Annotated in this window: 9 protein-coding genes; 1 reads left to right on the forward strand and 8 read right to left on the reverse strand. The window is 71.6% G+C overall.

The annotated features are described in order from the left end of the window. Position 1 precedes the first annotated feature (1 nt). Both ACWZJV_RS08000 and ACWZJV_RS08005 read right to left on the reverse strand, forming a co-directional pair. Positions 2-1,327, reverse strand: a complete 1,326-nt coding sequence (locus tag ACWZJV_RS08000; protein WP_457180973.1) for an ABC transporter substrate-binding protein — start codon at positions 1,325-1,327, stop codon at positions 2-4. A 138-nt stretch (positions 1,328-1,465) separates the two neighbouring features. Beyond that, the gene (locus tag ACWZJV_RS08005) at positions 1,466-2,641 is read right to left on the reverse strand and encodes an ROK family protein (RefSeq protein WP_457180975.1); all 1,176 of its coding nucleotides are present in this window, start codon (positions 2,639-2,641) and stop codon (positions 1,466-1,468) included. 209 nt (positions 2,642-2,850) lie between these two features. Between ACWZJV_RS08005 and chrA the strand changes: the two genes are divergently transcribed. Further along, complete coding sequence (gene chrA, locus ACWZJV_RS08010; RefSeq protein WP_457180977.1) at positions 2,851-4,215, forward strand: chromate efflux transporter; 1,365 nt, start codon at positions 2,851-2,853, stop codon at positions 4,213-4,215. Here the strand turns inward: chrA and ACWZJV_RS08015 are convergent. The 6 genes from ACWZJV_RS08015 to benB form a co-directional block, all read right to left on the reverse strand. Continuing rightward, positions 4,202-4,933 carry an alpha/beta hydrolase gene (locus ACWZJV_RS08015; protein WP_196873083.1) on the reverse strand — a complete coding sequence of 244 codons (732 nt, stop codon included), beginning with the start codon at positions 4,931-4,933 and terminating at the stop codon, positions 4,202-4,204. The genes chrA and ACWZJV_RS08015 overlap by 14 nt on opposite strands. Beyond that, complete coding sequence (locus ACWZJV_RS08020; protein WP_196873081.1) at positions 4,930-6,141, reverse strand: benzoate/H(+) symporter BenE family transporter; 1,212 nt, start codon at positions 6,139-6,141, stop codon at positions 4,930-4,932. The genes ACWZJV_RS08015 and ACWZJV_RS08020 overlap by 4 nt, the downstream gene beginning before the upstream one ends. Next, positions 6,138-8,804 (reverse strand): LuxR C-terminal-related transcriptional regulator, encoded by a 2,667-nt coding sequence (locus tag ACWZJV_RS08025; RefSeq protein WP_457180980.1) that lies wholly within the window; start codon positions 8,802-8,804, stop codon positions 6,138-6,140. Before ACWZJV_RS08025 ends, ACWZJV_RS08020 begins: the two co-directional genes overlap by 4 nt. A 19-nt stretch (positions 8,805-8,823) precedes the next feature. Continuing rightward, positions 8,824-10,116 (reverse strand): MFS transporter, encoded by a 1,293-nt coding sequence (locus tag ACWZJV_RS08030; protein ID WP_457180982.1) that lies wholly within the window; start codon positions 10,114-10,116, stop codon positions 8,824-8,826. 69 nt (positions 10,117-10,185) lie between these two features. Next, a complete protein-coding gene (gene benC / locus ACWZJV_RS08035) occupies positions 10,186-12,903 on the reverse strand; it encodes a benzoate 1,2-dioxygenase electron transfer component BenC (RefSeq protein WP_457180984.1) in 2,718 nt (905 codons plus the stop codon). 8 nt (positions 12,904-12,911) lie between these two features. Then, positions 12,912-13,442, reverse strand: a complete 531-nt coding sequence (benB, locus tag ACWZJV_RS08040; protein ID WP_457180986.1) for a benzoate 1,2-dioxygenase small subunit — start codon at positions 13,440-13,442, stop codon at positions 12,912-12,914. Positions 13,443-13,444 lie beyond the last annotated feature (2 nt).

The raw sequence follows: 13,444 nt of genomic DNA on the forward strand, positions 1-13,444 counted from the left end.
GTCAGGAGCCGCCGGTGACGCTGTCGACGCCGTCCTGATAGAGCCCGCCGAGCTCCTCGTCGACCGCCTCAGGCGTCTTGGTGCCGTTGACGACCTCCTGCAGACCCGCGTTGAGCTCGTCGTAGAACGTCGGGGTCGGCCAGTCGGGATAGAAGCCCAGACCGTCCTGCTCGGTGAGGGTGTTGAAGTTGGCGATGAGCTCCTTGCTCTTCTCGTCCGTGATCGCCTCGGCGTCGGCGGCGACCGGCACCCCACCGTTGTTGCCCATCAGGTTCTGGATCTTCGGGCTCATGGTGATGTCGATGAACTTGTAGGCCAGGTCCTTCTCCTCGGCCTTGGTCGGCACGACCCACAGGTTGCCGGAGGAGCCGGGCGACATCTCGGCACCGGGGAACAGCCCGGTGCTCCAGTTGAACTTCGCCTCCTCGACGATCCGGCCGTACCACCAGCTGCCGGAGAAGAACATCGGCGCCTCACCGTTGATGAAGTCGACACCGGCGTCCTCGGCCTTCAGGCCGGTCGCACTCTTGGAGATGTAGCCCTTGTCGACCCAGTCCTTGATCGTCTGGGTCGCATAGCTGATCTCGGGGCCGGTGAAGTCGACCTTCTCGGTGTAGGTCTGGTAGGCGGTGACCCAGTCACGGTCGGCCTTCGTCATCGCCAGCTGGTACCAGAGCTGGCCGAGCGGGTACTCGGCGGCCGACTCGGCCAGCGGAGTGATGCCCTTGGCCTCGAACGCGGCCATCGCCTCCTCGAGCTCTGCGAAGGTGGTGGGCACCTTGACGCCGTGCTTCTCGAAGAGATCCTCGTTGTAGTAGAACTCGACGTACTCGCCGTAGTTCGGGATGCCGAAGTAGCCGCCCGACCCCATCACGCCCTTGTCGTCGTACGTCGCGGTGGTCTGCAGGCTCGGCGCCAGCTTGTCGTCCCACTGGTAGGCCTCGACGGCACCGTCGAGGTTGGTCAGCAGGCCCTGGCTGGCGAGGAGGCCGGCGGTGGCGTTGCCCTTGTTGTACTCCATCAGGTCCGGCGCCTTGTCGGAGTTGAGCACCTGGCTGGCAGTGGTGCGGACCTGCTCGAAGGCCTTGGCCTCGAACTCGACCTTCGCTCCGGTCTCCTTCTCGAACTCCTCGATGGCGGCGGCCCAGGCCACACCCATGGCGCTGGACTCGTCCTCGTAGTGCCACAGCGTGAGCGTGCGACCCTTTCCGTCGACGTTCGTGTCGACGTCACCACTGTCCGAGCTCGTGCTCGCGCCGCCGCAAGCGCTCATGGCCAGCGCTCCGGCGAGCATGACGGCACCGAGCGCACATCTCGTGCTGCGCATGGCGTACCTCCTCGTCTGGCGGTCCTCCAACGCACCGCCGATATTTGTTCGAGACCAGAACATAACGCGGGTCTCAGTGTGACGCAAGGCACAACAAAGCCAAATCTCCGTCGCGCCCGGAGGTTTTGTACGCGGCGCTCAGCCGCCCAGCAGAAAGCCGGCCGGGTCTGCGAGCAGCTCGGCCCAGACCAGCTCGGCGGCCCCGATCATCAGCTGCTCCTCCCCGAGCGCGGCATCGCGCACCTCGACGCCCTCGCGGATGGAGGCGACCGCGTCGCCGATCAGGTCGACGGGCGCCGCATCGCGCAACGCGGCGAGGAACCCGGAGAGGACGATGGCCTGCGGGTTGAGCACGTTGACGGCATTGCGCACCGCGACCGCGAGCAGGCCGGCAAGTTCCTCGACAAGGTCCGCGAGGGCGCTATCAGGGTCCTCGCCCCGCTGCCCGGACAGCCGCTCGGTCAGCTCGTGACCGAGGCGTCCGGCGTCGGCCGCGCCGAGACCTACGGCGGCGAGCAGAGTGGCCTGGTCGACCTCGGCCTCGAGACAGCCTGCGGCGCCACAGTGACACCGCGCTCCCCCGGGCCGCACGACGGTGTGCCCGAACTCGCCGGCGTAGCCGGCAGCACCGGTCAGGAGCCGTCCCGCCACCACCGCTCCACCGCCGACACCGCTTGCCCCACCGATGAGATAGACCAGGTCAGCAACGCCTTTTCCGGCGCCGAACCGACTCTCCGCACGCATCGCGAGCGTGGCAGCATTGGCCGCCCAGGAACGCAGCCCCGTGGCCTTGGTGACCTCGTCGACGATCGGCACCTCGCTCCAGCCGAGATGCGTGGCCTCGCGCACGACACCATCGCCGATACGCACCTGACCGGGGATGGCGAGCCCAAGGCCCAGCACCCGCGCCGAGTCGCCGGCCAGCATGCCCCGGACCGTCGCCGCCGCGAGCCCCACGACGGTGGCCACCTCGGTGTCCGGAGTCTCGATGCGGACGTGCTTGACGACCCGCCCGCCCAGGCCGACGAGGCCGACATGAACCGCGTCGACCTCCGGGTTGACCGCAACCGCGACGACGTCCTCAGCCAGCCGAACGACACCGCTGGGCCGACCCGCTCCACCCGTCAGAGCCGGTGTCGACTCGGTGACCAGCCCCAGGCCGACCAGGTCGGCGACCACCCCGGCCATCGTCGATCTGCTGAGACCGACCTCTCGGGTCAACTCGGCTCGCGACCTCGCGCCCTCCTCATGAAGCAAGGTCAGCACCCGCGAGAGGTTGCGCCGACGCAGATCCTCCGTCGTCTGGCTCGTCATGGAGCGACACTACCACCGGGCAGCCTTTTGTTCGTTAGTCGAACAATCAACGGATGATCGCCCCGGAATGGTCGCAGCGAACGCAGACCACACCCCCCGATCCCGACGAGTGGTGGAGAACGACGATGATGTCGTCGAGCTCACCGCCCCGATGTTCGACGCCGTCCACACCACGCACGACGGACCACGCTCACGGAAACGGACACCCCATGACCTCCGAGAAGACCCGCGCTCGCGACGTGATCCCGTTGCGCGAGGCGACGCGCGCCTGGTTCGCGATCTCCCTGCAGACGTTCGGCGGCCCCGCCGGCCAGATCGCGGTCATGCAGCACAAGCTGGTGGACGAGAAGCGCTGGATCGGCCAGCAGCGGTTCCTGCATGCGCTGAACTACTGCATGCTGCTGCCCGGCCCCGAGGCCCAACAGCTGGCCATCTACGTCGGCTGGCTGCTCAACGGCACCCTCGGTGGGCTGATCGCCGGGATCCTGTTCGTGCTCCCCGGCGTCGTCGCCCTGCTCGCCCTCTCGGCGCTGTACGTCGGCGCCGGATCGACCGCGGTCGTGACCGGGCTGTTCGCCGGTCTCGCCCCCGCGGTCATCGCGATCGTCGTCCAAGCCGTGCAGCGCGTCGGCACACGAGCCCTGCACCATCCGATCCTGGTGGCGATGGCGGTGGCCTCGTTCCTCGCGCTGACCGTCTTCAAGGTGCCGTTCCCGATCGTGATCTTCGTGGCCGGCCTGCTCGGCTGGCTGGTCGGCACCCGGGTCCCCGCCTTCACCCGGAGCAAGGGCCACGGCGGCAGCGACGACGGTCCGGAGCCGCTGATCAGCGACGACGCCCTGCACCATGACGCCCCCTCGAAGGTCCGCGGCCTGAAGATCCTCGTGCTCGGAGTGGTGCTCTGGTTCGCTCCGGTGGCGCTGGCGGCGATCGTGTTCAGCCGCGACAGCGTGTTCGTGGACATGGGCCTGTTCTTCTCGGGTGCCGCCGTGGTCACCTTCGGCGGCGCGTACGCGGTGCTGGCCTACGTCGCCCACCAGGCGGTCAACGTCTTCGGCTGGTTGAAGGCCGGCGAGATGGTCCGAGGTCTCGCGCTCGCCGAGACCACGCCCGGGCCGCTGATCATGGTCGTCCAGTTCGTCGCCTTCGTGGGCGCCTACCGCAACCCCGGCTCCCTCGACCCCTGGGTCGCCGCCGTGCTCGCCTCGCTGCTGGTGACCTGGGTGACCTTCGTGCCCTGCTTCCTGTTCATCTTCCTCGGCGCGCCCTACGTCGAGCGGCTCCGGAACAACCACCACCTCACCGCGGCGCTCACCGGCATCACCGCGGCGGTGGTCGGCGTGATCGCCAACCTCGCGCTGTTCTTCGCGCTGCACACCCTCTTCGACCGCTCCCGCACGCTCGCGTGGGGCCCGGTCGACCTCGACCTCCCGGTGCTGTCCTCGTGGGACCCGGTCGCGTTCGCGATCACGGCGGTCGCGATCGCGCTCATGTTCTGGCGCAAGTGGTCCACCCTGCGCACCCTCGGTGTCTGCGCGCTGCTCGGGCTGGCCTCGACCCTCATCCCTCTCTGACCGCGGTGAGCAGGTGCGGCCAGGCCGGCGAGGCCGGGTCGCCCCAGGCGGCGTGGTCCACGCCGTCGACCACCTCGAGACGTACGCCGGGGTGTGCTGCCGCGTAGCGCTCGGAGATCGCGAGCGGGATCAGGGTGTCGGCGGCGCCGTGGAGGACCCGTACCGGGACCCGAGGAGCGAGGGCGAGCGGGTCGGCGGCGGCGTACGCCTCGGGGGCTTGCGCCGGGGTGCCCCCGAGGAACTCCTCGACAGCCCCGTCGCCGAGTCCGTCCTCGCTCATCGCGGCCAGCGCCGCGGCAGGAGCCAGGGCGACGACCCCGGTGACCAGGGTGCCCGGGCGCGAGGCGGCCCAGAGCGCGAGCTGACCGCCGGAGGAGTGTCCGACCAGGGTGATCCGGCGGGGTGCGTCGTTGTGGATCGTCCACTCCCGGCCGCTGAGCTGGATCGACTCGATCGCCGTCTCGACGTCCTCGAAGGCCTGCCGCCACTGGCCCGGGCCGTGCCGGTACTCCACCGTGGCGGTCAGGTGACCCGCGTCGGCCAGCGCCCGGCCGGCCGCCCAGGTGCGGATCCGGTCGGAGTCGCGCCACATCCCGCCGTGGAGCAGCAGGACGAGCGAGTCGGTCGCCTCCGCCGGCTCGAAGACGTCGGCGACCTGGCGGGCGGTGGCGCCGTAGCGCATCGTCGCGTCGGGGTAGGTGGTGTCGGTCGTGGTCATGGATTCTCCTTGCTGGTGCGGTCGAGCAGGATGCTGACCGCGACACCGACCACCAGCCCCCAGAAGGCTGAGCCGATGTTGAGGACGGTGATGTCGGCGACGGTCACCAGGAAGGTGACCAGCGCGCCGGTGACGTGAGGCCCGCTGAAGGCGGTCTGGAAGGCACCCTGGAGCGGCTTGAGCATGGCGAGGCCGCCGAGCGCGGCGACGTACGCCTCGGGCATGGTGGTGATGACCCGGACCATGCCCGGGGCGAGCAGTCCGAACCCGATCGCCAGTACGCCGCACCAGACCGCCGCGGCATAGTGCCGCCGCCGCTCCCCCGAGGCGGTGACCAGCGCGTTGGTCGGCCCGGCCAGGCAGGTGGACACCCCGCCGAACGGGGCCGCGACCAGCGACGTCACCCCGCACCAGCCGGTCACCTGGTTCATCCGCGGGTCGTGCCCCGCGGCGCGCAGGACGGCCATGCCCTGACCGTTCTGGACGACCAGGACGGTGATCAGCAGCGGGATGGTGAGCTCGACGAACGCGGACCCGGTGAAGACGGGTGTCGTCCAGACCGGGTCGACGACCCAGCGGCCGGAGACCTCGACGGCGGGCCGGTCCGCGAGGCTCACCGCGACCGCGCCGACGGCCAGCGCCACCAGCACCGCCGGGAGCCAGCGCGCCAGCCGTGGGATCGCGCTGACCGCGACGAAGGCGGCCACCATCGGCCCGGCGACCGCCACGTCGCGGTCGACCGCGAGGACCAGGTCGGTGCCGAAGCGAAGGAAGACCCCGGCGACCATCGCCATCACGATCGGCATCGGCAGCAGGTGCATCACCCGGTCGACCTGCCGGGTCAGGGCCAGCGCGACCAGCAGGACCGCAGCCATGACGAACCCGCCGACCGCCTCCGGCCACGTGGTGCCGGCGGCCATCGCCTGGCCGACGACCACGGTGCCGGGGATCGTCCAGAAGTAGACCAGCGGCTGCCGGCTCCAGCGCGAGGCGACGATCGTCAGCACCCCGTTGAGGCAGAAGACCACGCTCACCCAAGAGGCGACGACACCGGCGGAGAGGCCGGCGCCCTGGCCGACGGCCAGGATCACCGCGACCGGGCCGGTGCAGGAGAACAGGAAGCCGATGAAGCCGTTGACCAGCTCGTGGCGGCCGAGGTCTCGCCTCAGGCCTGTCGGGGCGTCCCGGACGTCGAGGTCGGTGCTCAAGGCTCCTCCGTCGGCTCGGCCGCCATCGCGGCGAGCTCGGTCCGGCTGCGTACGCCGAGCTTCGCGTAGATGCGGGTCAGGTGGTACTGCACGGTCTTGGGCGAGACGAACAGCTGGGCGGCGACCTCGCGGTTGGAGAGGCCCGAGGCGACCATCTCGGCGACGGTCTCCTCCTGCGGGGTCAGGTCCACCGGGCCCCGCCGGCCACGCGGTGCCCGCACGCCCCCGGCGCGCAGCTCGCGCTCGGCCGCGTCGACGTACATCGTCGCACCCAGGCCGTCCCACAGGTCGCGGGCGGAGGAGAGCAGCGCCTCGGCGTCGCGGCGGCGGCCGGCACGGCGCAGCGCCTGGCCGTAGGCGAAGGTCACCCGGGCGCGCTCGTAGCGCAGCGGCAGCCCGTCGAGCAGCTCGAGGGCGCGGTCGAAGGTGTCGCGGACCCCGGCCAGATCGCCGCGGGCGCCGTGCCAGCGGCCGCGGGCGGTGGCCAGCCTGGCCTGGGCGGAGCGGTGCTGCTCCTCCCGGGCGCGGGTCTCGTGCGGGCGCAGGAACTCGTCGGCCTCGTCGAGCCGGCCCTCCGCGACCAGCGCGGCGGCGTACGTCTCGGCCCAGGGCCAGATGGCCGGCTCGGTCAGGGCGCTGCCGGCCGGGGCGTGGGTGAGCGGTTCGAGAATGCGGAGGACGGCACGGAAGTCGCTGCGCGCCTCGGCGATGTGGGCGCGGGCGAGGAGCGCGGGGACCCGCATGATCTCGTAGCCCTGGGCGCCGATCTCGGCGGCGCGGGCGGTGCGGGCGGCCTCCTCCCAGCTGCCGCGCAGCAGGTGGGTCTCGGTGGCGGTCCACTCCAGCAAGGGCGTGACCAGGGCGATGCCCGACGTCGTCGCGAGCGCTCGCCCGGCGGCGACCGTCTGCAGGGCGGCGTCGCCCTCGCCGGTCAGGAACTGCACGCGCGCCAGCCAGGCCAGCGCCCACATCGCGATCCGGGTCGAGCCGCCGAGGATCCTCGGGTCGGTGACCCCCTCCAGCCGGCTGCGGGCCTCGTCGGGCTCGTCGGCGAGCACGTCGAGCCAGCCACGGCCCATCGTGACCCGCTGGGTCTGGGCGCTGTGGCCGACGCGACGGGCGGCCAGGGCGTAGGCCTCGTGGGCCTCCTCGAACCGGCCGGCCATCGCCAGCCCGAGTCCGCGGATCGCCGCCGCCTCGACGCCCGCGGCCGAGTCGCGTCCGGCGAGCGAGATCGCCCGGTCGGCCCAGGTGACCAGCTCCTCGCCGCGACACAGGGCCAGCGAGTGCAGCACGCGGCGGGTGGCGATCAGCGCTGCGCTCTCCGGCTCGCGGTCGGCGTTGACGATGTCCCAGGCGCGCGCGAGGCGCACCTCGGCCTCGGTGGCCCGGCCGCGCAGGATCGCCAGGTAGGCGAGCACCGCGTCGCGCAGCGGCGTCTCGCGCAGGCTCTCGACCACGGGCACCAGCGCCGCGGCGCCCATGCCGTCGCCCGCCGCGACCAGTGCGTCGACCGAGCGGATCAGCCGGTCGTCGCGGCGCACCGGGTCCTCGGTGAGGCGGCTGGCGTCGCGGTAGAGAGCCGCGGCCTGCGCCCAGGCGCCCTCGTCGCCCCGCCGCTGCGCCAGTCGGGCGACCTCCTCGGCGAGCTCGGCGTCGGGCACCGGGGTCGCGGCGACGAGATGCCGGGCCCGTCGGACCTCGTCGTCGACGATCGCGGCCGCCCGCTGGTGCGCGTCGGCGGACCGGCGGGCGCCCATCGTGCCCAGCACGGCGACACCGACCAGCGGCGTACGCCATCGGGGGCGGTGGTCGCGGGTGGTCTCGATCAGCCCGGCCGTGGCCAGGGCGTCGACCGCGGACAGCGGGTCGTCGAGGCCGGCGAGGGTCGCGGCCTGACCCAGCGACGCGTCCTCCCCCAGGATCGCGAAGGCCTCGGCGAGGGCGCGCCCGGCGGCACCGCAGCCGGCGAGCGCGAGCTGGACCTCATCGCGTACGTGGACGGGGGCGGGCAGCTGGGTGTCCGGCCGCGCCCAGCGGCTCGGCGGGAGCTCGTCGAGCAGGGCGACCGCGTCGCGCGGGCTGCCGGCGGTGTGGCGGGTGAGGACCTCGGCCATCGCCGGGTGCAGGACCCGTCCGCGCAGTGCCGCGAGCTCGCCGACCGCGGTCGCGTCCAGCCCCTCGATGCGTACGGTCTCGGCGGCGATCTCGCCGAGGAACGGGGTGCTGCGGGTGGCCGCCAGCACCACCAGCACCGGTGCGTCGTGGTGGCGGCGCAGCGCGGAGGCGATCGCCTGCAGCGAGAGCGTGTCGGCGAGGTCGGCGTCGTCGACCAGGACGAGACCGGACTCCCCTGCATGCTCGGCCAGGGCTCGTGCGATCAGGGTGTCGGCCGCGGCGACCGCGTCGTCCGGTGGCTCTTCACCGAGCAGCTGGCGCAGCACCGAGCCGGGGCAGTCCTGCTCCCAGGCACCCGCGCGGGCCGTCAGGGCCGGCGTCGCGACCCGGTCCGCCAGGCCACGCAGCAGCGCGGTCTTGCCCAGTCCCGGGTCCCCGAGGACCAGGACGGCGGCGGAGCCTTCGGTGCGAGCCAGGGCCAGCCGCGAGGTGAGCTCGACGAGCTCGTCCTCGCGACCGACACACCCAGCTCTCTCTATGAGCACGGTCACACCCTAGGCCTCCTCACGCGGGCAGGCCTTCCTCGAGCGCGACGTCCATGACGGTCTCCTGCGGGGAGCGCGGCACCGCCACGGTGACCACCGCACCGAGCACCGCGACACCCGCGAAGATCTGGAAGGCGGTGGTGCCGCCGACACCGGCGGCGACGAGTGCCCCGCCGATGATCGGACCGACGATCCCGCCGAGCCGCCCGAATCCGGCGCACCAGGCGACGCCCGCGCCGCGGGCCCGGGTCGGGTAGTAGTTGGCGACCAGCCCGTAGATGAGCACCTGGGTGCCGATCGTGCCGACGCCGGCGATGGCGACGGCCGGGAACAGGACGGCGAGCGGCAGCCCGAGGGGCAGCAGCAGGAGCATCAGGCCGGCGAGCACGAAGGTCGTCGAGACCACCTTCTTGGCGCCGGTGCGGTCGGCGACGTACGAGGCGAGGAGACCGCCGACGATGGCGCCGCCGTTGAGCACCAGCAGGAAGGTGAGGGCGTACGCCTTGCCGTAGCCGTTGTCCTCCATGATCTTCGGCAGCCAGGTGTTGAGACCGTAGGTCAGCAGCAGGCCGGAGAAGCTCATCAGGCCCAGCACGAGGGTCGGGAAGGCGAGCGGGCGGCGGGCCAGGGCACCGAAGCCGACCGCCTCCTGGGTGCTGGTCGCGGCGACCCGGCCACGTGAGTCGAGCCACTGCTGCGACTCGGGCAGCTTGGCGACGGCGAACGGGAGCAGCAGGACCAGCGGGGCGGCGCCGATCGCCATCAGGATCCGCCAGTTGGAGCCGCTCGGGTCGACGATCAGTGCCATCAGCGAGGCGCTCACGCCACCGGCGGGGATGCCGCTGTAGACGATCGCGTTGAGCCGGTTCTTCCGCTCCGGCGGCGCGAACTCGGCGACCAGGGCACCCACGGTCGCCAGGATCGCGCCCAGCCCGATGCCGGTGAGGAAGCGCAGGAGGCCGAAGACGGCGATCGTCTGCGCGAACGCGGTCGCGGCCATCCCGAGGGAGAACCAGGTGATGCTGGCGAGCACGACCTTGCGGCGGCCGATCCGGTCGCTGACCGCACCCGCGCTCAGCGCCCCGACCAGCACGCCGACCAGGGCATAGCTGCCCAGCGTGCCCGCCTGGCCCGCGGAGAGCTGCCCGATCTGGGTGGGGTCGGCCATGAGCGTCGGCAGCACCGTGCCGTAGACCACGAGGTCGTAGCCGTCGAACATCAGGGCCAGCGCGGAGAGCGCGACGACCCAGGACAGGCGTTGCCCGGTTGCGCCCCGGGCGGTTTCGTCGGTGTTTCCGGTGTTGTCGGGCATGGAGATCTCCATCGGTGACGCGAGCGTGCTCGCGAAGGGAGGGTCGGCCCCGAGAGAGGACCTGGTGGCTCAGCCGAGGTCGCCACCGGCGACGGGGAGGACCGTACCGGTGATGTAGGAGGCCTCCTCGGAGGCGAGGAAGCAGATCGCGGCGGCCTGCTCGTCGAGCGTGCCGTAGCGGTGCATGAGTGAGGTCTCGAGGGTCTGGTCGATGTGGGCCTGGAACCACGCCTTCTCGGTCTCCGTCCGAGGCGTTGGTGTGCCCCGGGAGATCCGGCGTGGCGGCGCCTCCGTGCCTCCCGGGGCCGTCGCGGTGACCCGGATGCCGTCACCGACGTACTCCAGCGCGAGGGAGGCGGTGATCGCGTTGATCCCGCCCTTCGCGGCCGAGTACGGGATCCGGTGGATGCCCCGGGTCGCGGCCGAGGAGACGTTGACGATGACGCCGCGGCCGCGCTCGACCATGCCCGGCAGAGCGGCACGGCAGGCGTAGAGCGTCGTCATCAGCGAGCGGGTGATCTCGGCGTCGATCTGCTCGGCGGTGAACTCGGTGAACGGCTTGAAGTTGATCGCTCCGCCGACGTTGTTGATCAGCACGTCGATCCGGCCGTACGTCGCGACTGCCCGCTCCACGAGGGCGGCCGCGCCCTCGTAGCGCTCGAGGTCGCACTCGACCGCGCTGGCGCTCGCGCCCTGGCCGGTGAGCTCGTCGGTGATCTCGGCGACCAGCGGGGAGCGGTCGGCGAGGACGACCTTGCCGCCCTCGGCAGCCACCCGGCGGGCGACCTGGGCGCCGATGCCCTGGGCCGCGCCGGTGACCACCACGACCTGCCCGGCGAACCGGCCCGGGGTGATGAACCTCGGCCTGGTCGCGGCGGCCGACTCGGCCATCGCGCGCCGCATCGTCTCCTGGGACCGCTCGCTGTGGGCCTTGATCAGGTCGCGGGCGGCGATCCGGTCGCCGCGCTCGAACGCCTCGACGATGTCGAGGTGGTCCTGGGTGCACCGCGGGTGGCACCAGGTGGCGTTGCGCAGCACGTCCTCCATCCGGCCCTTGACCCCGAGCGCCTGGTAGGCGGCGAGCAGGTGGCCGTTGCCGGTGAGGGTGAACAGGTAGTCGTGGAAGGCCGCGTTCGACTCGGTGTAGCCGTGGGCGTCGAGGAACCGGTCGCCGTCGACGTACGGGAGGGTCGACTCGGCGAGCAGCCGGTAGCCGGCCAGCTGCTGGGAGTCCAGCCGCCCGATCGTCAGGTCGAGCGCCCCCACCTCCAGCGCCGCCCGGGCCTCGAAGATCGCGTCGGACGCGGAGATGTCCGGGTGCTCCTCGCCGATCGTGTAGCCGTCCGCAGTGGTGTCCCCGCCGGTCGAGCCGCCGGAGCCGCTAGGCGGAGGCGTGTCGAGACCAACAGAGTCGTCTCGAGCGAACGTCACCTGACCGCCGATACTCCGCGCCTCGGGAGACTCGATCAGGTCCTCGACCGTGTTGGTCTCGACACGCTCGCTGGCGCTCGCGGCTCGACCAGCGGGAGCTGGCGCGACCAGCTGACCGGCGATGCGGCGTACGACATCTCCGTCGTCCCGAGCCACCGCAGCCGATCCAGCAGGGCCGAGGTCGACCGCCGGAAGCATCTGCTGCCCCGCGATCGCCCGTGCCTCCGGGTGTGTCTCCAGCTCGACACGTACGGGTGACGCCTCGGCCGACGCGGGCGACGTCTCGGCCGACGGGGCTGACGCCTCGGCAGCGGGGACGGCGAGGGCGAACTTCTCGTAGTAGAACCCGGTGGGCTCGATGCCGGCACCGGCGACGTGCGTACGCACCGCCTCGACCATCGGCGGCGGGCCGCACAGGTAGATCGCGACGTCGCCGTCGTGCAGGTCCTCCTCGCCGATCAGGCTCATCACGTAGCCCTTGTTGGCCGCGGTCGAGGCGGGGTCGGAGACGCAGTGGTCCCAGCTGAACCCGGGCAGCCGCGCGATCAGCTCGCCGACCTCGTCGAGCTTGACCAGGTCGTCGTCGGTGCTGACGCCGTAGACCAGCCGGCCGCCGCGGTCGCAGCCGTCGACCTCGAGCTGGCGCAGCATCGAGAGCACCGGCGCGAGCCCGGTGCCGCCGGCGAGCATCAGCACCGGCCGGCGGGCCTCGCGCAGGAAGAAGGAGCCGTTCGGCCCGGTGAAGGTGACCTCGTCGCCGACCGCGGCGCGCTCGGTCAGCCAGGTCGACATCGCGCCACCCTCGGTCAGCTTGACCAGGAAGACGAGCCGCTCCTCGTGCGGGGCGTTGGCGAAGGAGTACGACCGGGTGACCTCGGTGCCGGGGACGGCGATGTTGACGTACTGACCCGGCAGGAAGGCGAGCTCACCGCGGTTGGGGATGTCGATGGAGAGCTCGACCGTGGTCGGGCTCAGCCGGTCCAGGCCGACCACGGTGCCGGTGTAGCTCGCGGCGCCGGTCTTGGCGACCTCGGAGGTGGTGGCGATCTGCAGCGCGAGGTCCGAGCGCGGCTTCATCGAGCACGGCAGGGCGTACCCCTGGGCGACCTCCGCCGCCGACAGCGCGTCCTCGATGTAGGTACCGCCGTCGTACTCCCCCGACTCGCACAGCGCCTTGCAGGTCCCGCAGGCGCCGTCGCGGCAGTCCAGCGGGATGTTGATCCGCTGCCGGTAGGACGCGTCGGCGACGGTCTGGTCCTCGCGGACGGTGATGAACCGGGTCACGCCGTCCTCGAAGGACAGTGCGACCTGGTGGGTCGCGACCCCGGTCGTGGGCTCGGTCTCTGTTGCAGTCATCGCGCGCCTCAGACGTGGTAGATGTCGACGACGTGGTGAATGTAGTCGTTCTTCAGCACCACGGTCTTGCGGCGGATCAGCGGCTGCTCACCGGAGAAGTCGATCGTGTAGAACGACGTGCCGTAGTAGGGGTCGACGGTCTTGTAGCGGAAGTACATGGTGTGCCAGTTGAAGCGCACGTCGACCAGGTCGCCGCGGCGCTCGATCACCTCGACGTTGCTGATGTTGTGGGACGTACGCGGCTCCGGCAGCGAGGTGGCCGAGGACCGCTCCGTACGGATCCGGAAGACGCGGTCCTCCAGGCCACCCTTGTTGGGGTAGTAGATGAGCGACATCTCGGTCTGCGGGTCCTCGGTGAGGAGGTCGGCGTCGTCCCAGCAGGGCATCCAGTAGACGACGTCGTCGGCGTAGCACTCGAGCCACTTCTCGAACTCGCGGTCGTCGAGGAAGCGCGCCTCGCGGTAGAGGAACTGCTCGATCGCGTTCTGCGTGATCAGCTTCGCCCCGGTCGGAGCAGCGTTCTCCTGTGTGATCGTCATCG

This window comes from Nocardioides sp. WG-D5 (assembly GCF_054031175.1).